We start from the raw sequence: 24,341 nt of genomic DNA, 5'->3' as shown, positions 1-24,341 counted from the left end.
ACGTAAAGTTGCATTAAAAAAGCTTTTTTACCGGAGGCATCCGGTTCTATGCTTTTAAACAGGCATTATAAATACAACTTTAAAAGGACGCGATTATGTATTGTGTGCAATGTGAACAAACCATGCAAACACCAGCTGGTAATGGTTGTGCTTACGCTCAGGGCATGTGCGGCAAAACGGCCGAAACCTCCGATTTGCAAGACCTGCTAGTGGCCGTCCTGCAAGGGTTGTCCGCCTGGGCATTGCAAGCCCGTGCACTGGGCATTGTTGACCATGACGTTGATAGCTTCTCGCCACGCGCTTTCTTTTCCACGTTAACTAACGTTAACTTCGATTCCCAACGCATTATTGGTTACGCTAAAGACGCCATTGCCTATCGCCAGGCATTGGCTACGCGCTGTCGTCTACTGGATGCCAGTGTCAAGGTCAGTCATCCAATGGCCGAATTGCAACTGGCCGGTGATGATATCCCTACGCTACAAGAACAAGCACTCAGCTTTGCATTGAATAGCGATAAAACCAGCGTCGGTGATGATATTCACGGACTACGTATGTTGTGCCTGTATGGTCTGAAAGGTGCCGCCGCTTACATGGAGCACGCCCATGTCCTCGGTCAATATGATGATGAGATTTATGCACACTATCATGCGCTGATGGCCTGGCTCGGTATTCGGCCCACGGATATGGACACACTACTGAATAACGCCATGGACATCGGCAAGATGAATTTTAGCATCATGGCGATTCTGGATCGGGGTGAAACCGAAGCCTATGGCAACCCACAGCCGACAGCAGTTAATGTGCGCCCGGTGGCGGGCAAAGCCATTCTGATCTCCGGTCATGATCTGAAAGACCTGCAAACACTACTGGAACAGACTGAAGGCACTGGCGTCAACGTCTATACCCACGGTGAAATGCTGCCGGCCCACGGCTACCCTGAATTGAAGAAATTCTCGCATCTGGTGGGGAACTACGGCAGTGGCTGGCAGAACCAGCAGACTGAATTCGCCAGGTTTCCCGGCCCGATCCTGATGACATCCAACTGTATTATCGATCCTGACGTGGGCAATTACAGTGATCGCATCTGGACGCGCAGCATTGTAGGTTGGCCAGGCGTGAACCATCTGGCGGGTGATGACTTCAGCGCGGTGATCGCTCAGGCGCAACATCTGAGCGGCTTCCCATACAGTGAAATCGAACACCTGATTACCGTAGGGTTTGGCCGCCAGACCCTGTTGAACGCCGCTGATACCGTTATCGACCTGGTGGCACAGAAAAAGCTGCGCCATGTGTTTCTGGTAGGCGGATGTGACGGCAGCCGTGATGAGCGCAGTTATTACACCGATTTCACACTCAACATTCCACAGGATTGCCTGATTATGACGCTGGCCTGTGGGAAATACCGTTTCAACAAGCTGGATTTCGGCACACTGGAAGGGTTGCCACGGCTGTTAGATGTCGGTCAGTGTAACGACGCTTACTCCGCCATTATGCTCGCCGTAAATCTGGCGGAAAAACTGGGCTGCGGCGTGAACGATTTACCGTTGAGTCTGATGCTGTCCTGGTTTGAACAAAAAGCCATTGTGATTCTGCTGACGCTGTTGTCGCTGGGTGTAAAGAACATCTACACCGGGCCGACGGCACCGGGTTTCCTGACGGAGAATCTGCTGGCCATCCTGAACGAAAAATTCGGTATGCGTTCCATCACCACGGTTGAACGGGATCTGAACGAGATTCTGAACGCCTGATCGCGACGATTTACGTTTCTGTCCCGTTGCACCGATGGCGACGGGAAGACCGGATAGACGGAGAATTGCCATGACTATGCCAACGCCTGTATGCCCTTACCGTATGCAGGTACATTCAATTCATCAGGAAACGCCGGACGTATGGAGCATTTCCCTGATCAATCACGATTTTTATCCGTACCAGCCCGGCCAGCATGCACTAGTCTGCATTGCCAACCGTGCGGATACTCTGCGCGCCTATACACTGTCGTCATCTCCGGGTCTGAGTCGCTTCATCACACTGACGGTGCGTCGGCTGGATAATGGCATCGGTTCACGCTGGTTGACCGGGCAGCTCAAACCTGGCGACTATCTGTGGCTGTCTGATGCCGAGGGCGAATTCACCTGCACCCACGCGGTGAGTGATCAGTACCTGATGCTGGCCGCTGGGTGCGGTGTTACGCCGATCATGTCTATGTGTCGCTGGCTGTTGGCTCACCGCCCGCAAACTGACATTCGCGTAATTGTCAATGTGCGCGATCCGCAGCAAGTGATCTTTGCCAAAGAATGGCAGACACTGCGCCAACGATACCCACAACAATTACAGCTGACGCTGATGGCGGAAAACAACGCCAGTGAAGGTTTTCTGCATGGCCGTATCACGCAGGACATCTTATCAAGACAGGTGCCGGATATTGCCCACCGCACTGTGATGACCTGTGGCCCCATCCCGTACATGAAACAGGTGGAAGAGCTGTGTACGCAAGCAGGTGTCGCGGCCAACCACGTCTATAGAGAACACTTTGGTGCGCCGGAAACGTCGGTTGATATTAACGGTGAGCAACTCACCATGACCATCAGCCATCCATTGCGACAGGTAAACGTTCCGGTAGGCATCAGCCTGCTGGCCGCACTGGAAAGCCATAAAGTGCCGGTTAACGCCGCCTGCCGGGCCGGAGTTTGTGGTAGCTGTAAAACCAGGATACTCAGTGGACAGTACGTTACCACCAGCACCGCGACACTAACCCAGGATGAGATCTCACAAGGTTATGTACTGGCCTGTAGTTGTCAGCTACAAGGGGATGTCGTTCTGGCCTGAAATATTACGGCGGACTTGTTTCCGCCACTGTTAACATCTCACCTCGTGGTTCACATTTCCGTTACACCGCTTTTTCCCCATACCGATTTCCCGCTATAGTAAAGGCTTCATCCGCACATTTGCGGTAGGGAGCTGACTGCTGTGATAACGAAACACGCACCAATTTTAATTCTGGGTGCCAGTGGCTATATTGGCCGTCATTTAACGTCCCGCCTGAGCCAGCAAGGTCATCAGATTATTGCGGCTTCCCGTCACGTTGAGTCGTTGGCATCACGCCAGTGGCCTGGTGTACAGTGCGAATATGTGGATTTGATGCGGCTCCACACCATACCGGAAGGATTGTGGCAAGCGGAAACCCTCTATTATCTGGTACACAGCATGGAAGATGGTCGTGACTTTATCGAGCGGGAGCGGCTGTCGGCACAGAACCTGCGGAAAATTCTGCGGACCAGCAAAATAAAGCACATCATTTATCTGGGATCAGCCCAGTCGAAAACAGACAGTTCCGAACATATGTATGCCCGCAGAATCACCGGAGATACGCTACGTAGCAGTGGTATTCCGGTAACTGAACTGCGTGCCGGTATCATCATTGGTTCAGGTTCTGCCGCCTTCGAAATCATGCGTGATATGGTGTACAACTTGCCGTTGTTGACGCCACCGCGCTGGGTAAGATCCCGAACATCACCGATTGCGCTGGAAAACTTGCTGGTTTATCTCACTGAAATACTGAAACATCCCACCACACAGCACCGTATCCTGGAAGCTGCCGGGCCGGAATACATCAGTTATCAGACCATGTTTGAGCGTTTTATTCGTATCAGCGGCAAACGACGTTTACTGATTCCGCTGCCAGTACCAACCGGACTGATCTCCGCCTGGTTTCTGAATCTGATTACGTCCGTCCCCACCAATATCGCCAAGGCGTTGATCCAAGGATTGAAGCATGATCTGCCGATGGACGACTCCGCATTGCAACAATTGATTCCCCAACCGTTGATCAATTTTGATGATGCCGTGCGCATTACCCTAAAAAATGAAACGGACATCGTGCATAACCCGGAGTGGGGCTACGATCCGGAAGCCAAAGAACGTTGGCAACCCGGTTACTGTTTTTATCCTAAACAGGCTGGATATAACTATAAAACCGGTGCCAGTAGTCAGGCACTGTGGCAGGTGGTGCAGCAAATCGGCGGAAAAAACGGGTATTTCTATGCCGACATTTTGTGGCAGATCCGAGCGCGCATTGACGATTTTTGCGGTAACGGTGTGATTTATGAACGCCCGGAACACCGGGCACTGATGATAGGTGATCGCATCAACGGCTGGAAGGTTATTGCCATCAGACCCCAGCAACAGTTGGTACTGCTGTTTGGCATGAAGGCACCGGGACTCGGTCGGTTAACATTTACCATTGATGATAAAGGCACCTATCGCACACTGGATGTCCGGGCATGGTGGCATCCAGCCGGTTTTAGCGGCCTGGGCTACTGGTTTTTAATGATGCCGGCCCATTTGTTTATCTTCCGGGGCATGACGCAACGTATCTCCGCACTGGCCATTGATACCGAGCAGTTGCATGAGGACAATGCCCGATACCACGACTAACGTAATCCGACGCCATACTTTTCCAACAGCGCATCAACGATGGCTTCCGTCTCCGCATCTGGATTGCCATCATAGCGCTGTGGGCGAAAGTGCATCTGGAAAGCGCTGATCACTCGCCGCTGCTCACGCTCAGTCATTCCAGCACCTACCTGATAACCATAGCGTGCCAACTTTGTCAGCAAATCGGCTTGCGCCACCGGTGCCGTCGTGTCGCGGCCCTGTAGATAAAACATCACCCGTGCCGGATCCGGCCAGGCACCGATACCGGCAGCGGCCAGACGCTGCCAGGGAAACAGCGCCCCGGGATCTATCTTGCGCTGCGGCGCGATGTCACTGTGTGCCACCACATTTTGCGGTGCAATCTGATAACGCCGAATAATGTCGCTGGCAAGATCGATCAGTACCGCCAGTTGCGGCGCAGGGAAAGGTGCCCATGAGTAACCCAGTGGCGTACGGTGATAACCCGGATTTTCCAGCTCAATGCCGACTGAGACCGCATTCAGTCGCGTAAATCCACGCCAGTAACTGTTACCGGCATGCCACGCGGCCTGTGATTCCGGCACCAGTTGCCAGGCCACCCGCTTGCCATGCCGTAGTGGCGGCACCGCCGGAATCAGGTAATGCACACTGACATCCGTATTCGTCAACGTGTGTAACGAATCAGGAAAGTCTTCCGCCGTATAATGGATCACCAGAAATTTGATCCGCGCTTCTTGCGATTGTGCCACCACCGCCGTTTCTAACTGATAACGGCCATGATCCACCAACGTCGTCGGGGATGGCGTCTGACATCCGGTGAGTGCCAACAGCAGCAACACGATGATATATTTTTGCATCAAGATTCAACGACTGATTTTAACTGCCGTACCGCTGACGGAAACCATCAGCATACTGTTGTCCTTACCCACTGTTTGATAATCAATATCAATACCCACAACGGCATTCGCGCCTAGCGCTTCCGCCTGCTCCTGTAGTTCGCGAAACGCAATCTGTCTGGCACGGCCCAACTCTTTTTCGTAAGCCCCGGAACGCCCACCAACGATATCGCGAATACCGGCAAAAAAATCACGGAAAACATTGACACCCAGAATAGCCTCTCCGGTGACCACACCACAATATTCGGTAATGACATACCCTTCCAACGTCGGGGTTGTGGATAATTGCATGACGCGCTCCTTAATCAAATTTTTCACACCTGAACAGCCCTTTGTGTCAAAAAATCGTGTAATGGCAACATAAAATCCACAATTAATTGTTTTGTGCAACGTTTGCATCAAGCGTAGCCACTACAAACAAACTGAAGATTGTCTGTCGAATTCGTTGCCAACCCGACAAATCGGAGAACCGCTGTAGTAACACACTATTTTATGCTGTTATTTGAGTAAAAAATCACATGTTTGCAAATTTTAACCCATGGTGATTGCATAACTATTCTGTCGACGTTAACATTTGCGGCATCAATGTCTATTCAATTATTGCGCATGAGTATTCAACTAAGCAGCATTAACTGTTTTTATGGCGTACACCAGGCGCTATTTAATATTACCCTCGATTGTCCCGCCGGCGAAACGCTGGTGCTTCTTGGCCCCAGCGGTGCGGGGAAAAGCTCGCTACTGCGAGTACTGAACTTATTGGAAATGCCACGCTCGGGTACCTTGTCGATCGCCGGCACCCACTTTGACTTCAGCCATACTCCGGCGGATAACGCCATCCGCGAACTGCGCCAGAACGTAGGGATGGTGTTTCAACAATACAACCTATGGCCACATCTCACCGTGCAGCAAAACCTGGTGGAAGCGCCCTGCCGAGTGCTGAGTCTGAGTAAACCGGAAGCCCACGCACGGGCGGAGAAACTGCTGACACGCCTGCGGTTAAATGATTTTTCCGACCGCTATCCGCTGCATTTATCCGGTGGACAGCAACAGCGGGTGGCCATTGCCCGCGCATTGATGATGGAACCTCAGGTGCTGTTGTTTGATGAACCCACCGCAGCACTCGACCCGGAGATCACCGCCCAGGTCGTCGGGATTATCCAGGAACTGAGCGAAACCGGCATTACTCAGGTTATCGTGACGCATGAAGTCAGTTTCGCCAGGAAAACCGCCAGCCGCGTAGTGTACATGGAAAACGGTCATATCGTGGAACAAGGCGATGCTGGTCATTTTATCCAGCCACAGACACCTGAGTTTGCCAGTTACTTATCACATTGATTATTATCAGGAACATACAATGAAAAAATTACTTGTTGCTGCACTGTTCGCTGGAATGAGTGTTTCTGCCAGCGCGGCTGAAACTATCCGTTTTGCTACCGAAGCCTCTTATCCTCCGTTTGAATTCGTGGATGCCAGCAATCAGATTCAGGGTTTCGATATCGACCTGGCCAACGCCCTGTGTAAAGAGATTAAGGCTACCTGCACCTTCAGCAATCAGGCTTTTGACAGTCTGATCCCCGGACTGAAATTCCGCCGTTATGAAGCCGTTATCGCCGGAATGGACATCACGCCGGAGCGTCAGAAGCAAGTTTGGTTCACTCAGCCATATTATGATAACTCAGCCTTGTTCATCGCCCGAAAAGGCACCATTGCCGACATCGCGGCACTGAAAGGTAAACGTGTTGGCGTACAGAATGGGAGTACCCATCAAAAATATCTTATGGATAAACATAAAGATATCATTACCGTACCTTACGACAGCTATCAGAACGCCGTGCTCGACCTGAAAAATGGCCGTCTGGACGCAGTCTTCGGTGACACCGCAGCAGTGGCCGAATGGCTGAAACAGAACCAGAACTTGACTTCAGTCGGTGACAACGTGACCGACAAAGACTACTTCGGTGAAGGTCTGGGGATTGCGGTACGCCAGAATAATGATCTCCTGCTGAAGCAATTCAACGATGCGCTGAGCAAAATCAAGCAGAATGGTACTTACCAGACTATCTATCAAAAATGGTTCCATCAGTAATCTGACACCTAATGATTGAATTTCAACCTTTAGCGAGCGCCGCCGGGATGACCGTCGGCCTCGCCGTTTGTGCATTGGTGCTTGGTCTGATCCTCGCCATGCTGTTTGCCCTGTGGGAAACCGCACGCTGGCAGGTGGTTAGTTGGCTCGGTACCGCACTGGTGACGTTAATCCGTGGACTGCCGGAAATTCTGGTGGTGCTGTTTATCTATTTTGGCTCATCGCAACTGCTGTTAACCTTATCAGATGGCTTCACGATTAATCTGTATCTGTTCCAGATCCCGGTGAAACTGAATATCGCAAGCTTTGAGGTTAGTCCATTCCTGTGTGGTGTGATTGCACTGGCGCTGCTTTATGCCGCTTACGCGTCACAAACACTGCGTGGCGCATTAAAAGCGGTACCCCGCGGTCAATGGGAATCCGGCCAGGCGTTGGGAATGAGTAAAGCGGTGATCTTCCGCCGCCTGATTATGCCGCAGATGTGGCGCCACGCGCTGCCGGGATTAGGCAACCAATGGCTGGTGCTGCTAAAGGATACGGCGCTGGTGTCGCTGATCAGCGTTAATGATCTGATGTTGCAAACCAAAAGCATTGCCTCCCGTACTCAAGAACCATTTACCTGGTATATGATTGCCGCCGGCATCTATCTGGTGATCACGTTACTGAGTCAGGCGGTGCTGCAACGGATAGAAACCCGCACCACCCGGTTTGAACGGAGGCCATCCTGATGCTCGCCTATATTCCTGATCTCCTGAAAGGGCTGCACACCAGCCTGACCTTAACCGTCGTGGCGTTAATTGTGGCACTGTTATTATCACTGCTGCTCACCGTTATCCTGACGCTGAAAACACCGCTGCTGGCGCCGTTGGCAAAAGGCTACATCACGTTATTCACCGGTACACCGCTGCTGGTACAGATATTCCTGATTTACTACGGCCCCGGTCAGTTTGACTCGATAAAACAGATTCCCTGGCTGTGGAGCCTGCTCTCTCAACCGTGGCTATGCGCCATGATCGCGCTGGCGTTAAACAGTGCCGCCTATACCACCCAACTGTTTTATGGTGCGGTAAGGGCTATTCCCGCCGGACAGTGGCAATCCTGCGCCGCGCTGGGGATGAATCAACGTCAGACGATGCGCATTCTGCTACCGTTCGCCTTCAAACGTGCCCTTTCATCCTATTCCAACGAGGTGGTGCTGGTCTTCAAGAGTACCTCGCTGGCGTTTACTATTACGCTGATGGAAGTGATGGGCTACAGCCAGTTGATGTACGGTCGCACCTATGACGTGATGGTCTTCGGTGCCGCCGGGATCATTTATCTGTGTGTCAACGGACTGCTCACGCTGATGATGCGTTTGATTGAGCGCCAGGCACTGATATTTGAACGCCGGAATTCATGATTGATCTATTGACCCGATAACCCTAACGCTCAGTCGCAAGACCTCTACGCTGAGCGTTTTTATGCATAATACGCCCTACTTCATTCGTAATAAAAAATCGTCACCGCCAAGAATAAACAGCCGGAAATTATTTATTTTATAGTTTATTTATAATCAGTTAGTTATATTATCCAGCCCATTCAAAATCTGACGACGGTTCTTTTTTCTTGCCTGCGGCCAATATAATTAAGAATTTATACTCATTTTATTTGCATATAAATTCATTAAGAGGCAAAGTAACTCTCAATGAGCCGGATATATCCGCACCTGAAAACAGCAACCCAAAAACAATAAAATGATCTGGAGTAACCACATGAAAAAATTACTGGCAGCTACATTACTGGCAGGGATGGCATTCAGCGCCAGCGCGGCAGACACCATTCGGTTCGCCACATCAGCCACCTATCCGCCGTTTGAATCTCTGGTGGCCAATAACGAAATTGTTGGCTTTGACATGGATTTAGCTAAAGCACTGTGCCACCAGATGCAAGCCAGCTGTACTTTTACTAATCAGGCGTTTGACAGTCTGATCCCGGCGCTGAAATTCCGTCGTTATGATGCGGTCATTTCCGGAATGGACATCACGCCGGAACGCGCCAGGCAGGTGGCGTTCACACAGCCTTACTATGCCAATTCGGCTATCGTTATCACCCAGAAAGGCAAATACCACTCTCTCGCGGATATGAAGGGTAAACGTATTGGCATGGAAAATGGCACCACCCATCAGAAGTATATGCATGACCAACACCCTGAAGTACAGACCGTCGCATATGACAGCTACCAGAATGCGGTACTGGACCTGAAAAATGGTCGGCTGGATGGGGTCTTTGGCGATACGGCCGTGGTGAATGAGTGGATCAAAAATAACCCGGAACTGGCGACCGTGGGGAAAAAGGTGACCGATCCTGATTATTTCGGTATCGGCCTGGGTATTGCGGTGCGCCCGGAAAACCAGGCGTTACTGAAAAAGCTTAACCAGGCGCTGGAGGCCATTAAAGCCAATGGTACCTACAAAACCATCAACGACAAGTGGTTCCCACAACAGTAACCTCTCTTGAGGCGATACCCTGTCACACCATCCTCTTACACTGCTGGCGCATTTCGTTGCAGCAGTGTAAGGACTTCATAATGTGCCGTATGTGGGAACATATCGAACAGTTGTATCCGTATTGCCTGATAATCCGCCAGCATCGCCATATCCTTCGCCATGGTTTGCGCATTGCAACTTGAGTACAGAATGGCATCCGGCGCCATACGGCTCAGATACTGACACAACTCGACGCCAATACCCCGTCGCGGCGGATTAACAATCACCAGATCCGGCACATCCTCTTTGCCAATAGCGAACCCGGTTGAGTCCAGAGCTTGAAACTCAACGGTTTCCAATCCCAGACGCTCTGCCGAATGGCGAGCGCAGGCAATCGCCCCGGCATTGATTTCAATGCCAGTCAGGCGGGTATGTTGTGTCGCGCAATGCAGGCCGAATCCTCCCACACCACAAAATAGATCCCACAGGCTACGCACATTCAACTCCGCCACCCAATGCCGGGCAGTGTCATAAAGCGCGGCGGCAACCTGGGGATTGGTCTGGAAAAAGCTCTGGGGACGGATATAGAGCGGCACCTGATTGAATTGCTCTTCCAGCGTTTGCTGCTCACTCAATGGGATCTCCCGCGCCCCTTCCATAATGGCCTGATGAACCGGCTGGATATTGGCGGAAATCACTAACAGTTGCGGCAATTGCTGTTGTAACCAGGGTAATGCATTCTGCAACTGCGTCAGTTTGGTTTCCGAACGTAATACAATGCGCAGCATAAACGCGCCACTGAAGGTACTTTGCGTCAGCAACAGGTATTTAAGTTCACCACGACGCCGGGCCACGTTATAGGGTGTCAGACCCGCGCGGGCGATAAATGTTTTCAGAACAGCAAACACCGTGGCGAAGCCAGGCGGATAGAGCGGACAATCACACAGATCCACGGCCGATCCATCACGGTGCAGCATTCCCAATAATGGTCGTTCCACACTGCCGCTGACCACCATTTTGGCCTTATTGCGAAAGGCGGACGGTTTCGACGCATAGGCCGGCAACCACTCACGAACCGGATGTGAAGCCAGTAACTCCGCCAAATGTTGCTGTTTATCCGCCAGTTGCTGTGGGTAGGGTTTTTCCAGCCATTGGCAGGAACGGCAGGTTCCTTCGTTGTAGCGTGCGCACTGCATAGCGTTGAGTCTGAAACCTATAAAGGAAAATGGGGGGCCGATTGTACCACCCGGACAGAGAAAAGTTATTTCTGCCGCAGAAAAAACCGTTGGCTGCGACGGGGAATAAACAACAGCAGAATCACCAGAAAATCAGGCACTTTCTGCAATAATAACTGATTCAGCATCGCCGCATGTCCATCACCATGAAAATGAAATATTGGCGGTAAAACATCGGCCAGTAACGCGATAGCCATCGACAACGTGACCAGACACTGACACGCCAGATAGCACCAGCGTCCCCAGTTAATTCCGGCCAGAACGGCGAATCCACAACGAATCTCAACACAGATCACCAGCACCGCCGCTAGCAACATCAGGGTAGAATCCCAGGTTTCAGCACTGTGTTTTAACCAGCCGAGCAGTCCACTCAGTCCCAGTTCACCTACGATCAGGAAAACACTCACGCAGCGAGTGGCAATAATTGCCGTCCCCGCGACCATAACCGCAACCGGCGCACGCATACCACGCCCCATGCCCTTTTTACTGTACAGAATAGTCGCAATCTCCCTGATACAACGACGCCACCAGACATTATGGCGGCGTTGTTAACATTGGCAAAATCCAGACAGAAAAACGATTGGCGTTCAGCCTCGCCTCGCTTTTTGTAAATCCCGCTGACGCTGCTTTTCTGCCCGAGCCATAAACCACCACGCAATAAAGCCAATAATACCGACGACTAATAATATCAAGGAAGCCAACGCATTAATTTGTGGATTAACACCCATTCTCACACTGGAAAAGACCAACATCGGCAACGTTGTCGCGCCGGGGCCCGACACAAAACTGGCGATCACCAGGTCATCCAGTGACAAAGTGAAGGCCAGCAACCAGCCGGAAATCAGCGCTGGCGCAATCATCGGTACAGTGATGATAAAGAACACTTTCAGTGGCGTTGCGCCCAAATCCATGGCGGCCTCTTCAATCGAGTGATCCAACTCACGTAACCGGGCGCTGATAACCACGGTCACATAAGCTGAACAGAACGTGACATGTGCCAACCAGATAGTCAACATGCCACGCTCAGCCGGCCAGCCAATAGCGTGTCCCAACGCGACGAACAGCAGTAACAGCGATAAACCCGTGATCACATCCGGCATGACCAACGGTGCGGTCAACATAAAGGCAAAACCGGTTGAACCACGAAAATGGCCAAAACGGACCATCACCACCGCAGCCAGCGTCCCAATCACTACCGCCATTGATGCTGCCGCCGCGCCGATGGTCAAACTCAATATCACCGCGTTGATCATTGCCGTGTCTTCGAATAACGCGCTGTACCATTGTGTTGACACTCCGGCCCATACCGTCACCAGCTTTGAGCTGTTAAACGAATAGATAACCAACATCAGCATTGGCGCATACAGAAAGGTAAACCCGAGCACCAGAATCAGAATCCGCCACGGCGAACGCACCACCGGTAAGTTGTTCATCCCTGATCCTCCGTTTCCTTGTTCTGATACTTGTGGAACCACATGATTGGCATAATCAGCAATACCAACATGACGATCGCCACGGCCGAGGCAACCGGCCAGTCACGGTTATTAAAGAACTCCTGCCACAGGATACGGCCAATCATGATACTGTCCGGGCCACCCAGCAGTTCCGGGATCACATATTCGCCCACGGCCGGAATAAACACCAACATAGAACCAGCGATAATGCCCCCTTTGGTCAGCGGCACAATGACACTGAAAAAGGTTTTCACCGGTCTGGCCCCCAGATCGAGCGACGCTTCCACCAGAGAGTAATCCAGCCGTGTCAGCGCGGTATAAATGGGCAGCACCATAAACGGCAAATAGGAATAGACTACGCCGATATAAACCGCCAGATTGGTATGCAGAATCACCAGAGGATGATCTATCACCCCCAGCCACAGCAGGAAATTATTCAGAATTCCGTTATTTTTAAGAATCCCCATCCAGGCATAAACGCGGATCAGAAAAGAGGTCCATGAGGGTAGGATCACCAACAGCAACAGAATATTGCGTGTTGCCGGTTTACTGTGTGCTACCGCCCAGGCCAGCGGATATCCCACCAGCAGACAGCAAAGTGTGGAAACTGCCGCCACCCTGAGTGATTGCAGATACGAGTCGATGTATAGCGGGTCCGACAATAATTGCAGGTAGTTGCCAATATTGAGCGAAAGATCCAGCTTATCGTCCACCCAGGAGAGTAAATCAGTATACGGTGGCACCGCACGGGCCATTTCTGCCAGACTGATTTTAAAAACAATCAGGAACGGCAGCATAAACAGCAACAGTAACCACAGATACGGCAGCGCGATCACCAGCTTGCGGCCATGCGCCATGCGCCAGTGCGTCAATGCGGTACGAACCGCCCCTACTCTGTGGTCCGGTGGTTCCTGTTGCTCAGATAACATCGCCATCACACTACTCCTCCCACTATACCGTCAGCACCACACAACTATCCGCATCCCAACAGAGATGCACTTCATCTCCCCAGGTCGGCGCACCTTTGCGATAACGATAAGTATTTTGCAGTTGAGCACTGATAATCTGGCCACTACTGAGCCGAACGTGATAAATGGAAAGATCACCCAAATAGGCAATGTGTACCACCTCGCCCACCGCGAAATTACAGCCGTCGGCCGGGGCGTCGTCACACAGCATGATTTTTTCCGGGCGCAAGGCAATAAAAACCGGCACACCATCTACAACGGACACATCGGAATCGACCTTGAGGGGATGAATCAATCCGGGACTTTGGACGATCAGTGCATCATCCCGGCGTTCTTGCAACAACCCTTCAAACATGTTCACCGAACCGATAAATTCCGCGCTGAAACAGGTATTCGGGTGCTCGTATATTTCTTCCGGCTCACCGATCTGCACAAACTTGCCGCGATTCATGATGGCAATTCGACCCGCCATGGTCATCGCTTCTTCCTGGTCATGTGTCACCATGACACAGGTCACGCCCACCCGCTCCAGTATATCCACCACTTCCAGTTGCATACGATCACGAAGTTTTTTATCCAACGCGCCCATCGGTTCATCCAGCAACAGCAGTTTTGGCCGTTTCGCCAGACTGCGCGCCAACGCCACGCGCTGACGCTGACCACCGGAAAGCTGATGCGGTTTACGCCCGGCATATTCCTGCATATGCACCAGCGTCAGCATCTCTTCCACGCGATCTTTAATCTCCGAACGCGATAACTTGTCCTGTTTCAGGCCAAAGGCGATATTCTTTTCTACCGTCATATGTGGAAACAGAGCGTAGGACTGAAACATCATATTGATAGGCCGTTGATATGGCGGCACCAGAGAAAGATCCTGCCCATCCAGAACGATTTTCCCTTGGGTTGGATGCTCAAAACCAGCCAGCATACGCAGCAGTGTAGATTTACCACATCCTGACGCGCCTAATAGTGCAAAAATTTCACCCTTGTAAATCGTCAGACTGACATCATCAACTGCCGCCTGACCGTCATAGAACTTGGTTAGATTGCGAACTTCCAGCAACGGTATTGCCGCTTTCTGGAGTTTAGGCTGAGGGCGGGGAATTACATCGTTCACTTAATATTGCTCTCCGGTAAAAGCAGAACAACGTCACAGCCACAATGCTGCGACGCAAATAGCACAAACAGGCGGGTCTTGGCCGCCTGTTGAGTCATGACAATCACAATAAAAAATCACATACCGCTTTTTACTCTAGTCCAGGCACGGGTTCGTACTCGATCAATTTTCGGTGACTGAACTTTCAGCGTAAACAGTTTGGCACGTACATCAGCCGGTGGATAAATACCCGGGTTATTACGCACCGCATCGTTTACAAACGGCAGCGATTCCTTGTTCACATTGGCATAGAACACGTGATTACTGATATTGGCAATCACCTTGGGTTCCAGCAGATAGTTGAGGAACTTATAGGCTGAATCCACATTTTTGGCATCAGCTGGCATAGCAAAAACATCGAAAAACGCCAACGCCCCTTCTTTAGGGATGCTGTAACCGATATTGACGCCGTTTTTGGCTTCTTTTGCCCGGTTGGCCGCTTGCATCACATCACCGGCCCAACCGATGGCCACACAGATATCCCCATTCGCCAGGTCATTAATATACTGGGAAGAGTGGAAATAACGGATGCTGGGGCGCAGTTTTAACAGTAAATCAGTGGCGGATTGCGTGTAGTCGCTGGCAATCGTGCTGTTAGGATCTTTGCCCTGATAATTCAACACCGTAGCAAAAATTTCTTCGGGGGCATCCAGGAAAGAAACGCCACAACTTTTCAGTTTTGCCAGATTTTCCGGCTTGAGGACCAGATCCCAACTGTTAACCGGGGCATCTTTGCCTAATACGGCTTTCACTTTATCGATGTTATATCCGATACCGGTCGTTGCCCACAGATATGGCACCGCATATTTGTGACCAGGATCATGCGGTTCTATCAGTTTCATCAACTCAGGATCGAGATTTTTGTAGTTCGGCAGCTTGCTCTTATCCAGTGGCTGAAAGACGCCGGCACTGAGCTGGCGCTCCATGAAACTGGCTGATGGTACAACCAGGTCAAATCCCGTGCTCCCCGCCATCAATTTGCCTTCCAACACTTCGTTGGAGTCAAACACGTCATAAACGACTTTTATGCCGGTCTCTTTCTGAAAATTCTCCAACGTGTCTGGCGCAATATAATCAGACCAATTGTAGATATGTAGCGTTTTCTCTTCCGCAGACGCAGCGACGGACGCGGCCATCAGCACACTGACAACAACACCCGATAACCATTTTTTACGTTGGGTGAACATCCGTTCCTTCCTCCATAGCAGGGAGTAAATCAAGGGATTGATTTGTATCACCTGGATACAATAATACATACATACGCTGCCTAAATGAGCAGCATAACAGCGATGACCGATGAATGGTTATGCACTGACATCCATCCTGCCAAGTATAGGCGTGGACACGATGCGGTTACATTCCCATACAAAAATAAGCATAACTGTAGTAATACAGCCATACCATAGCTGAATGAAAAAAATGGGTTTTAGCGATTATTTATGCAGGTTCTGCCTATGAGCTACGTCTGTAACGCTTAAATGCCAATGAATATCTGGCAATTAAACGTTATCAGCGAAATAAAATAGGGTCTGATAAAAATAAGAAAAAGTGATTACAGTCATTGATAGATAACGGAATCAATGCAGATTTGTGGTATTTATCTGGACAGTAGGGGTATCTTCATCATCACTCAAAAACAGCAGATTATTAGCACCGGCTTCCAGGATAACCATTGAGGTCTGCTGTTCCGCCTGCTGCATAAAGTGGCGGAACTGCTCCAGCGTGATACCTGCTCCGGCGCTGAACGTCTGGCAGACAATCAGTCTGGGCATATTGTCGTCCTGAATATCAAGAAATACTTTGGCAGTCAATGAGCTGGCGTTAATCTGACTGAGCTCCCCGACCAGTGGAATCAGTGCCGTCGGTTTCACTTCTGCCAGCGCAGAAAACAGGATGACACTGTCGGCGATATCAACTTTCGCGTCAAAGATACCATCAAAATTCTGCATATGAGGCAGATGCAACGCCTGGCAGGAATCACATTCGAAATAGATAATACCCAGTTGATCCAGCCACCGTCGCAGCAAATTCAAATCAGGGACGATGACCGAATCCATATTAACCTGCCTCATACACTAACCAATCGATGAAAAACAAAAAAAAGTGCGTCTAGCTTACGGAATATCACGTCTCGATGCCATGTCAACAAGCGTAAACATCGAAAAGCGCCGCGCTAATACGGTTTTGGGCTATTATTGACCACACGATTACCGGCTGAACGGGACACGACATGGCGATGTTGCTCAATGAATTCAATCATCATTCCAGCGATATCCAGCCCGGTGGTGGTTTCTATTCCTTCCAGCCCTGGTGACGCGTTCACTTCCATGACCAATGGCCCGCGCTTGGCCCTTAGTATATCAACACCAGCGACATTCAGTCCCAATGTTTTTGCAGCCTTCACCGCAATTGCCCGCTCCTGTGAACTAATTTGAACCCGATTGGCTGACCCGCCACGGTGCAAATTGGACCGAAAATCACCCGGTTTAGCCTGCCGTTCAATGGCGGCCACCACGCGATCACCGATCACCAGACAACGGATATCCTTACCTTCCGCCTCGCGGATATATTCCTGCACCAGGATATGGGCATTCAATCCGCGAAAAGCATCAATCACACTCTCCGCCGCTTGTTGCGTCTCCGCCAACACCACGCCAATACCCTGAGTGCCTTCCACCAACTTGACCACCAGCGGCGCGCCGCCGACCATTTTAATCAAATCGCCAGTATCATCCGGCGAATGCGCAAATCCGGTGATCGGTAAATCAATGCCCTGACGCGCCAGCAATTGCAGAGAATGTAATTTATCCCGGGCACGGATCACCGCAACCGCGTTATTCAGCACAAAACTGCCCAACATTTCAAATTGCCGCAACACGGCCGTGCCGTAAAACGTAATAGCCGTTCCGATGCGCGGAATAACGGCATCATATCTGTCAAGTTGTCGTCCGCGATAATGCACCGAAGGTGCCGCCGAATTGATATTCATATAGCAGGATAGTGGATCGATAATTTCAATACTATGCCTGCGCTCTGTTGCTGCCTCACGTAATCGTTCGCAAGAATAAAGGGAACCGTCCCGTGACAGAATGGCAATCTTCATAAGACTCCTGTGCTACCGGGTAGCCCATCCTTGTTGGTGTAAGTAGTCCAGCATAAACAGACGACGTTCTTTGCTCAGCGTCTGCCGAATCTGGTCACTCCAACTTTCATTACGCGAGCGGTCACGGTGCAGATAGTAGTCGACAATATGTTGATCGTATTGTGCCAGCAAAGTGCTATCAATTGGCTGATAGGTGTTTTCATGTACCACCAGTGCAGCGGGCAACCGTGGCTTAAGCGCCGGTTGCGCATTCGGATATCCCAGACACAGACCAAACAACGGCAATACCCGCTTGGGCAGTGCCAGCAACTGGGTAACATCGGCGATATTATTACGGATTCCACCGATGAACACACCACCCAATCCCAGCGATTCCGCCGCGATCAGTGCGTTTTGTCCCATTAACGCCGTATCCACACACCCCAATAGCAATTGCTCCGCCAGCCCGACTTCTGCCTGCGGAAAGATTTGCAGATGACGATTGAAATCTGCGCAGAACACCCAAAATTCAGCGGCCTGTCCTACATAAGCTTGTTCACCGGTCAGATGCACCAAAGTTTGACGCACAGAATGATCGGTAATACGAATAATGGAACTGCATTGCAGAAAGCTGGAACTGGAAGCACTTTGCGCAGCAGCAATGATGGCATCCCGCTGCTCATCCGTCAGTGGCTGTGCCGTAAACGCCCGGATGGAGCGATGTTGCCGTAATAAATCGATAGTTGGCGTCACAATAGATATCCTTCGAAACAAGATTTTTATTTCCCGCAGAACTCACCACGCGTGCTATTCCGTCTGATCCGACTCCGCGATAGATGATATGGAAAAGACATACGCCGCTATTTTGTCATATTATGACGGCGACAATAGTATTGTTGGTCAATCTAAAACACCAACAACTTGTAACCGGTATTCACTGTGTATCTGATAGATAACGCAAATCAGTACAACAGGCTGTGACTGCTTTTTTTCGTTGCCTGTTGCGCGCATAGTGCGTGCGGTTAGCGTTGCTTTGAGCATTATATTCAACGTTTCCGCGGGAAACTGCGACTGATTAATTAAGTAAGGAGTTTACATGTTTGCTGTTATTTTCGGACGCCCTGGTTGTCCTTATTGTGTTCGTGCCAATGAGTTGGCTGAAAAACTCTCAACTGAGCGTGATGATTTCCGTTTCCGCTACGTTGATATTCGCGAAGAAGGCATTTCAAAAGAAGATTTATCCAAAACTGTGGGCAAACCGGTCGAAACCGTGCCGCAGATTTTTCTGGACGAAAAACATATTGGTGGTTGCACTGAGTTTGAAGCCTACGCTAAAGAACATTTGAACCTATTCAGGTAAACCATAAGTCGATCAATCTCCACGGCAACAAAATTCATTAATAATAAAAAACGCCCTGAGACGTTGAACCGCCTTGGGGTAATCATTCTCTCTCCCGACAGTGTTGCATACTCCCGTTTTACACCGATACACATTAACGAAAATAGCGCCGACTCGCTGCGTGCAAAAACAGCAGTATTAATCCCCCCATGAGGCTCCAGAACAAAGCACCGGCAACATAGGCCAGCTCTTGCCAGAATGAAATCACCGAGCCAATCCACAAATGCAGGATAAGCAGGCATATTGGCGAGGCAATCAGTGAGCCGATGAAGGTATAGCGTAACCGTCTACCTCCAGCAAGGCAGCTGGATACTACACCCGGCAATAGAAATAACAGCATTCCGGGATCACCATGTAATGCTTCTCCCTCGACCTTGGAGACGATCATTTTCTGACTCAGGAAAATAAGGGTAAACAATATGAAACAGCTGACGACGCCCACCCAACCTCTATTACCTGCCATACTTCGCCTCCCGACATGTACATACGTCATATCAACCTGACGGTAAATAGTTCTCCGACATTCAACACCAGCATAGATGTATATCCCTGATATGGTACGAAGCGAGGCTTATTACTATTTATCTGCACTGGCGACTGGTTGTCAGACTAATAAACCTCTAAAATGGCGACCGACCCAACAATTGCTCTAAATAAGATCGGTTTTTACATTTTATAATGTGTTACCGGCATAGCCAACATCATGTGATTAGGGGAAATTTAGCCCTAATCACTTTTTATATCAAGAACTTACTAGTAAACAACAAGTTACATCCAATGAATATAAACGTCGCTGATTTGTTAAACGGGAATTACATTCTGCTCTTATTTGTGGTTCTGTCATTAGGACTTTGTCTGGGGAAATTAAGGCTGGGTTCTGTACAACTCGGTAATTCTATTGGGGTTTTAGTTGTATCGTTATTACTGGGACAGCAACATTTCGCTATTAATACCGAGGCGCTTAATCTAGGTTTTATGTTATTTATTTTTTGTGTCGGTGTTGAAGCTGGCCCTAACTTTTTTTCCATATTCTTCCGCGACGGAAAAAATTATCTCATTCTGGCTCTGGTGATGGTCGTCAGTGCATTAATCATTGCGTTGCTGCTGGGTAAGGTTTTCGGTTGGGGTATCGGGTTAACCGCCGGGATGCTGGCGGGCTCGATGACATCCACACCAGTACTGGTCGGTGCGGGAGACACGTTACGCAACGCCACTAATCTTGGCCAACAACTGGGTATCGAACAGGAACACCTGAGTCTCGGTTATGCGCTTACCTACTTAATCGGTTTGGTCAGTTTGATTTTTGGTGCCCGTTACCTACCAAAACTACAGCATCAAGACCTGCCCACCAGCGCCCAGCAAATCGCTCGGGAGCGAGGCCTGGATCCAGATAGTCAACGTAAAATTTATCTGCCAATTATCCGTGCTTATCGTGTTGGTCCGGAACTGGTCGCCTGGGCTGATGGCAAAAATCTGCGGGAGCTGGGCATCTACCGCCAGACAGGGTGCTATATTGAGCGGATTCGTCGCAATGGGATTCTGGCCAGCCCGGATGGTGATGCCGTATTACAACTGGGTGATGAAATTGCCCTGGTGGGCTATCCGGATTCTCATGCCCGACTCAACTCCAACTTCCGCGATGGCAAAGAAGTTTTTGACCGTGATTTGCTGGATATGCGCATCGTTACTGAAGAAATTGTGGTGAAAAACCACAATGCCGTAGGTAAACGACTCAGCCAGCTTAAACTGACCGATCACGGCTGTTTTCTTAACCGCATCGTGCGCAGCCAGATTGAGATGCCGATTGATGATGGCGTTGTGCTAAATAAAGGTGATGTTTTGCAAGTCAGCGGCGATACCCGTCGCGTAAAAAGCATCGCTGACCGTATCGGTTTTATTTCTATCCACAGCCAGGTCACGGATCTACTGGCATTCTGCGCCTTTTTCATCATCGGTATCATGATAGGGCTGGTCACATTCAAGTTCAGCAACTTCTCATTCGGTATTGGAAACGCCGCCGGTCTGCTGTTCGCCGGTATTTTGCTAGGCTTTCTGCGGGCTAACCACCCCACATTCGGTTATATTCCACAAGGGGCGCTGAATATGGTGAAAGAGTTCGGACTGATGGTATTTATGGCCGGCGTCGGCCTGAGCGCCAGCGGCACCATTAATACCAGTTTTGGCGAAGTAGGTGTACAAATGCTGTTTTCAGGATTGATGGTCAGCTTGCTGCCGGTAGTGATTTGTTTCCTGTTTGGTGCCTATGTTCTGCGGATGAACCGTGCGTTGCTGTTTGGTGCCATCATGGGTGCCCGGACCTGTGCCCCGGCGATGGAGATCATCAGCGATGCAGCTCGCAGCAATATTCCGGCACTGGGATATGCTGGCACCTATGCGATTGCCAACGTGCTACTAACATTGGCGGGTTCATTGATTGTGATTATCTGGCCGGAATTGCCAAGCTGGGGCTAAATGTAAAAATATGTCAATTTTTTTCAGTTCTATCTGAACTTTTCCAGATAGCTGGCGTCTGATTAAGTGCCACTGCTTTTCTTTGAAATCTCAATATTGAGGAGCCCATCGTTCACGCCTTTCAGGTTCAAGAACGATGGGCCTTTTCTTTTTCTGCTCAATTAGAATCCCTTATTAACTTCAAAGTGTTATAACTTTTTCACTCCCCGTTTGCGCCAACCCGTCCCTAGAGGTTATAAAAGAAATATTGTGAAACTTCCATGTAAAACAAGGAGAATACTTATCCTGCGTTTAACAACACATGGCTTATTTTTTATCGGGGAAAGAAATGGAAACGCGGCGTGAAAAACGAATCAATAAACTGGCCCAGGCCCTGAAAAAAGCAGACAAATTACATCTTAAAGATGCGGCCCAGTTACTCGGCGTTTCTGAAATGACGGTACGCCGCGACCTTAATACCCGGCCAGATTCCGTGCTACTGCTGGGCGGATATGTGGTCAATGGTCTGAAAAACAACAGTCCCTCCCGCTATTTCGTTTCTGAACAACAGACTAAACACGCAGCAGAAAAAAGAATCGTCGGAGAAATAGCTGCGTCACTGATAGAGGCTAACGATACGGTCTTCTTCGACTGTGGCACCACCACCAGTTACATTATTGAAGCCATTCCGCATGAATTGCCCTTTACCAGTATTTGTTATTCGCTGAACACCTTTTTGGCCCTGCAAGAAAAACCCAATAACAAAGTCATCCTCTGCGGCGGTGAATTCCATCCCGATAGCGCAATCTTCACACCGCTCAGCCAATACAACGGCATGGACCACATCTGCCCTAACAAGGCCTTTATTTCCGCGGCCGGCATTGATCTGGATGTCGGTGCAACCTGCTTTAACTTTGCTGAATTGTCGATGAAACACCGGGCGCTGGCGATGTCACAACGTGCCATCCTGGTCGTTGACAGCCGTAAATTTGACCAGCGAAAACCCGCCCACATCGGCCCTTTTTCGCTGTTTGATACGCTGATCACCGACCGTCAACCCACGGAAAATTATACCCATTACTGTAGCAATAATGGCATTGTGCTATTAACCCAACATTAGCTGAACAGCTCGCCAAACCACTGCGTAAATTTCAGCATTACCTCATCCCATATCCGGCTGAGCAAGCCGGATTCCGGAATATCATCCATCACCACCAGCGGCCGTTGGGCGACAGATTTTCCGTCCAGTTGAAAATCAATACTGCCAACCACCTGGCCTTTCTTCAATGGCGCAGATAAGTAGGGTTGACTCAGCGTGAAACTGGCTTTCAAATTTTTCATCTGTCCTTTTGGAATGGTCAGTGCCGCATTCTGAGCCGTGCTTAAACGCGCTTCTTTAGTTGTACCAAACCATACTCGTTGGGTTGTGAAAGGTGTATCGGCACGAAGGGGCGTAACGGTTTCAAAAAAATGGAATCCCCAGGTCAATAGTTCCTCACTATCCCGAAAACGAATACTGTCCGTTGGTGCTCCCAGCACCACCGAGATCAACCGCATATTCCCCTCCGTCGCCGACGCCACCAGATTGTTCCCGGCACCACTGGTGTGTCCGGTTTTCACACCATCTACATTCAGGTTGGTGCTCCATAACAGACGGTTACGATTAAACTGATGGATCTTATTAAACGTAAACGACTTCTCCTTATTCAATGCGTATTCATCCGGAACATCACGGATTAGTGCTTGACTCAACAGCGCCATGTCACGCGCAGTGCTGTACTGCCCTTCAGCATCGAGCCCATGTACGGTAAGAAAATGCGTATTGACCATACCCAGCGACTTGGCATACTGATTCATTAGGTCAACGAACGCTCCCTGGCTACCGGCCACATAATCTGCCAACGCAATACTGGCGTCATTCCCTGATTGAATCACAATCCCTTTATTCAGTTCGGATACCGGGACACGATCTCCTGGCTTGAGAAACATTAATGAAGAGCCACGCAACACTGGGTTGCCGGTTGCCCAGGCATCATTACCCACAGTGACGATATCAGTGGGATGGATCTTTCCAGCCTTTATCGCCTGTCCGATTACATAGCTGGACATGATTTTGGTCAGACTCGCTGGGTCAAGGCGGTCATCAGCATGATATTCTGCCAAAACCTTACCACTTTGATAATCCATCAAAATAAAGGCTTTGGCATCAAGTTGGGGAACTTCGGGAACCACCGGAATCGACTCGGCATGAGCCACGGCGGGAAATATGGCAACCAGCAGTGCCCACACTGTGGCAGCAGTTACTCTGGAGAGAAAAGTCATCATCTTCATGTGTTGGCTGCTCTTATTTAAAGGTCATCAAAAACGTTATGGATCAACCAGTTTTGAATTCACTGACCATACAAAAATAGTCGGTCATCGCCGGTAATTAAACGCCCAACACTGTAAAGATAGTAAAAGACATAAAATAGTTAGAAAAATCAAAAGGAAATGTAAAGCTCATGCCATATGATAAATGTGGCATGGCCCAGCCGTCATACTCGTTCCCACGACGGTCATCGTTAACACATCGTACCACTAATTTTACGCCATATAATTTCACTGCTACATTATTTATGGCGATGCTTTTTATGCTCTATTTGGCTTTGGGAAGAGAAATAATCCGAATAAATTTCGTGACGTTTATCTCACTAAAGCATTGTGATAAATTCGCCGTTAAGTTAGTCAAGGGCAGGG

24 protein-coding genes are annotated in these 24,341 nt (G+C 49.8%); 11 read left to right on the top strand and 13 right to left on the bottom strand.

Going from position 1 to position 24,341, the window contains the following annotated elements:
- Positions 1 to 95 precede the first annotated feature (95 nt).
- The 3 genes from hcp (at position 96) to PCO85_09035 (ending at position 4,434) form a co-directional block, all read left to right on the top strand.
- Positions 96 to 1,748 (top strand): hydroxylamine reductase, encoded by a 1,653-nt coding sequence (gene hcp / locus PCO85_09045; GenBank protein WJV55516.1) that lies wholly within the window; start codon positions 96 to 98, stop codon positions 1,746 to 1,748.
- A 70-nt stretch (positions 1,749 to 1,818) separates the two neighbouring features.
- Positions 1,819 to 2,826 carry an NADH oxidoreductase gene (gene hcr / locus PCO85_09040; protein WJV55515.1) on the top strand — a complete coding sequence of 336 codons (1,008 nt, stop codon included), beginning with the start codon at positions 1,819 to 1,821 and terminating at the stop codon, positions 2,824 to 2,826.
- Positions 2,827 to 2,967: 141 nt separating this feature from the next.
- Positions 2,968 to 4,434, top strand: a complete 1,467-nt coding sequence (locus PCO85_09035) for a DUF2867 domain-containing protein (protein ID WJV55514.1) — start codon at positions 2,968 to 2,970, stop codon at positions 4,432 to 4,434.
- Here PCO85_09035 and PCO85_09030 read toward each other — a convergent pair.
- Positions 4,431 to 5,270, bottom strand: coding sequence for an N-acetylmuramoyl-L-alanine amidase (locus tag PCO85_09030; protein WJV55513.1), 840 nt, complete (start codon positions 5,268 to 5,270; stop codon positions 4,431 to 4,433). The two genes, PCO85_09035 and PCO85_09030, sit on opposite strands and share 4 nt — an antisense overlap.
- 6 nt (positions 5,271 to 5,276) lie before the next feature.
- A complete protein-coding gene (locus PCO85_09025; protein WJV55512.1) occupies positions 5,277 to 5,600 on the bottom strand; it encodes a heavy metal-binding domain-containing protein in 324 nt (107 codons plus the stop codon).
- 315 nt (positions 5,601 to 5,915) lie between these two features.
- Here PCO85_09025 and artP point away from each other — a divergent pair, with 315 nt between their 5' ends.
- The 5 genes from artP to PCO85_09000 all read left to right on the top strand — a co-directional run bounded on the left by artP (position 5,916) and on the right by PCO85_09000 (position 9,881).
- Positions 5,916 to 6,644 carry an arginine ABC transporter ATP-binding protein ArtP gene (gene artP, locus PCO85_09020; GenBank protein ID WJV56038.1) on the top strand — a complete coding sequence of 243 codons (729 nt, stop codon included), beginning with the start codon at positions 5,916 to 5,918 and terminating at the stop codon, positions 6,642 to 6,644.
- 19 nt (positions 6,645 to 6,663) lie between these two features.
- Positions 6,664 to 7,395: an arginine ABC transporter substrate-binding protein gene (gene artJ / locus PCO85_09015; GenBank protein ID WJV55511.1), complete on the top strand. Its 732-nt coding sequence runs from the start codon at positions 6,664 to 6,666 to the stop codon at positions 7,393 to 7,395.
- Positions 7,396 to 7,406: 11 nt separating this feature from the next.
- The gene (gene artQ, locus PCO85_09010; protein WJV55510.1) at positions 7,407 to 8,123 is read left to right on the top strand and encodes an arginine ABC transporter permease ArtQ; all 717 of its coding nucleotides are present in this window, start codon (positions 7,407 to 7,409) and stop codon (positions 8,121 to 8,123) included.
- Entirely contained in the window at positions 8,123 to 8,794 is a 672-nt protein-coding gene (gene artM / locus PCO85_09005; protein ID WJV55509.1) for an arginine ABC transporter permease ArtM, read from the top strand. The genes artQ and artM overlap by 1 nt, the downstream gene beginning before the upstream one ends.
- A gap of 352 nt (positions 8,795 to 9,146) precedes the next feature.
- On the top strand, positions 9,147 to 9,881 hold the full coding sequence (locus PCO85_09000; GenBank protein WJV55508.1) for an arginine ABC transporter substrate-binding protein: 735 nt from the start codon (positions 9,147 to 9,149) through the stop codon (positions 9,879 to 9,881).
- A gap of 35 nt (positions 9,882 to 9,916) precedes the next feature.
- Here the strand turns inward: PCO85_09000 and rlmC are convergent, their stop codons facing one another.
- The 9 genes from rlmC to nfsA form a co-directional block, all read right to left on the bottom strand.
- Positions 9,917 to 11,056 carry a 23S rRNA (uracil(747)-C(5))-methyltransferase RlmC gene (gene rlmC, locus PCO85_08995; GenBank protein WJV55507.1) on the bottom strand — a complete coding sequence of 380 codons (1,140 nt, stop codon included), beginning with the start codon at positions 11,054 to 11,056 and terminating at the stop codon, positions 9,917 to 9,919.
- A gap of 65 nt (positions 11,057 to 11,121) precedes the next feature.
- Positions 11,122 to 11,559, bottom strand: coding sequence for a DUF2593 family protein (locus tag PCO85_08990; GenBank protein ID WJV55506.1), 438 nt, complete (start codon positions 11,557 to 11,559; stop codon positions 11,122 to 11,124).
- Positions 11,560 to 11,682: 123 nt separating this feature from the next.
- Positions 11,683 to 12,528 (bottom strand): putrescine ABC transporter permease PotI, encoded by an 846-nt coding sequence (gene potI, locus PCO85_08985; GenBank protein ID WJV55505.1) that lies wholly within the window; start codon positions 12,526 to 12,528, stop codon positions 11,683 to 11,685.
- A complete protein-coding gene (potH, locus tag PCO85_08980; protein ID WJV55504.1) occupies positions 12,525 to 13,484 on the bottom strand; it encodes a putrescine ABC transporter permease PotH in 960 nt (319 codons plus the stop codon). The genes potI and potH overlap by 4 nt, the downstream gene beginning before the upstream one ends.
- Before the next feature lie 16 nt (positions 13,485 to 13,500).
- The gene (gene potG, locus PCO85_08975; GenBank protein WJV55503.1) at positions 13,501 to 14,634 is read right to left on the bottom strand and encodes a putrescine ABC transporter ATP-binding subunit PotG; all 1,134 of its coding nucleotides are present in this window, start codon (positions 14,632 to 14,634) and stop codon (positions 13,501 to 13,503) included.
- 116 nt (positions 14,635 to 14,750) lie between these two features.
- Positions 14,751 to 15,860 (bottom strand): spermidine/putrescine ABC transporter substrate-binding protein PotF, encoded by a 1,110-nt coding sequence (gene potF / locus PCO85_08970; GenBank protein ID WJV55502.1) that lies wholly within the window; start codon positions 15,858 to 15,860, stop codon positions 14,751 to 14,753.
- 390 nt (positions 15,861 to 16,250) lie between these two features.
- Positions 16,251 to 16,730 carry a YbjN domain-containing protein gene (locus PCO85_08965; protein WJV55501.1) on the bottom strand — a complete coding sequence of 160 codons (480 nt, stop codon included), beginning with the start codon at positions 16,728 to 16,730 and terminating at the stop codon, positions 16,251 to 16,253.
- A gap of 116 nt (positions 16,731 to 16,846) precedes the next feature.
- Entirely contained in the window at positions 16,847 to 17,776 is a 930-nt protein-coding gene (rimK, locus tag PCO85_08960; GenBank protein ID WJV55500.1) for a 30S ribosomal protein S6--L-glutamate ligase, read from the bottom strand.
- 12 nt (positions 17,777 to 17,788) lie between these two features.
- Positions 17,789 to 18,508 carry an oxygen-insensitive NADPH nitroreductase gene (gene nfsA / locus PCO85_08955; protein ID WJV55499.1) on the bottom strand — a complete coding sequence of 240 codons (720 nt, stop codon included), beginning with the start codon at positions 18,506 to 18,508 and terminating at the stop codon, positions 17,789 to 17,791.
- 343 nt (positions 18,509 to 18,851) lie between these two features.
- Between nfsA and PCO85_08950 the strand changes: the two genes are divergently transcribed.
- Positions 18,852 to 19,115, top strand: coding sequence for a GrxA family glutaredoxin (locus PCO85_08950; GenBank protein WJV55498.1), 264 nt, complete (start codon positions 18,852 to 18,854; stop codon positions 19,113 to 19,115).
- A 133-nt stretch (positions 19,116 to 19,248) separates the two neighbouring features.
- On the opposite strand, the gene ybjM is transcribed toward PCO85_08950, so the two are convergent.
- Positions 19,249 to 19,617, bottom strand: a complete 369-nt coding sequence (gene ybjM, locus PCO85_08945) for an inner membrane protein YbjM (protein ID WJV55497.1) — start codon at positions 19,615 to 19,617, stop codon at positions 19,249 to 19,251.
- 314 nt (positions 19,618 to 19,931) lie between these two features.
- Here ybjM and PCO85_08940 point away from each other — a divergent pair, with 314 nt between their 5' ends.
- Complete coding sequence (locus PCO85_08940; GenBank protein ID WJV55496.1) at positions 19,932 to 21,626, top strand: aspartate:alanine antiporter; 1,695 nt, start codon at positions 19,932 to 19,934, stop codon at positions 21,624 to 21,626.
- Between the two features lie 328 nt (positions 21,627 to 21,954).
- Positions 21,955 to 22,725 (top strand): DNA-binding transcriptional repressor DeoR, encoded by a 771-nt coding sequence (deoR, locus tag PCO85_08935; GenBank protein WJV55495.1) that lies wholly within the window; start codon positions 21,955 to 21,957, stop codon positions 22,723 to 22,725.
- Here the strand turns inward: deoR and PCO85_08930 are convergent.
- The gene (locus PCO85_08930) at positions 22,722 to 23,936 is read right to left on the bottom strand and encodes a serine hydrolase (GenBank protein WJV55494.1); all 1,215 of its coding nucleotides are present in this window, start codon (positions 23,934 to 23,936) and stop codon (positions 22,722 to 22,724) included. The genes deoR and PCO85_08930 overlap by 4 nt on opposite strands.
- Positions 23,937 to 24,341 lie beyond the last annotated feature (405 nt).

This window comes from Prodigiosinella aquatilis (assembly GCA_030388725.1).
Classification (GTDB): Bacteria; Pseudomonadota; Gammaproteobacteria; order Enterobacterales; family Enterobacteriaceae; genus Prodigiosinella; species Prodigiosinella aquatilis.
This window is presented reverse-complemented; position numbering and strand designations above follow the sequence as displayed.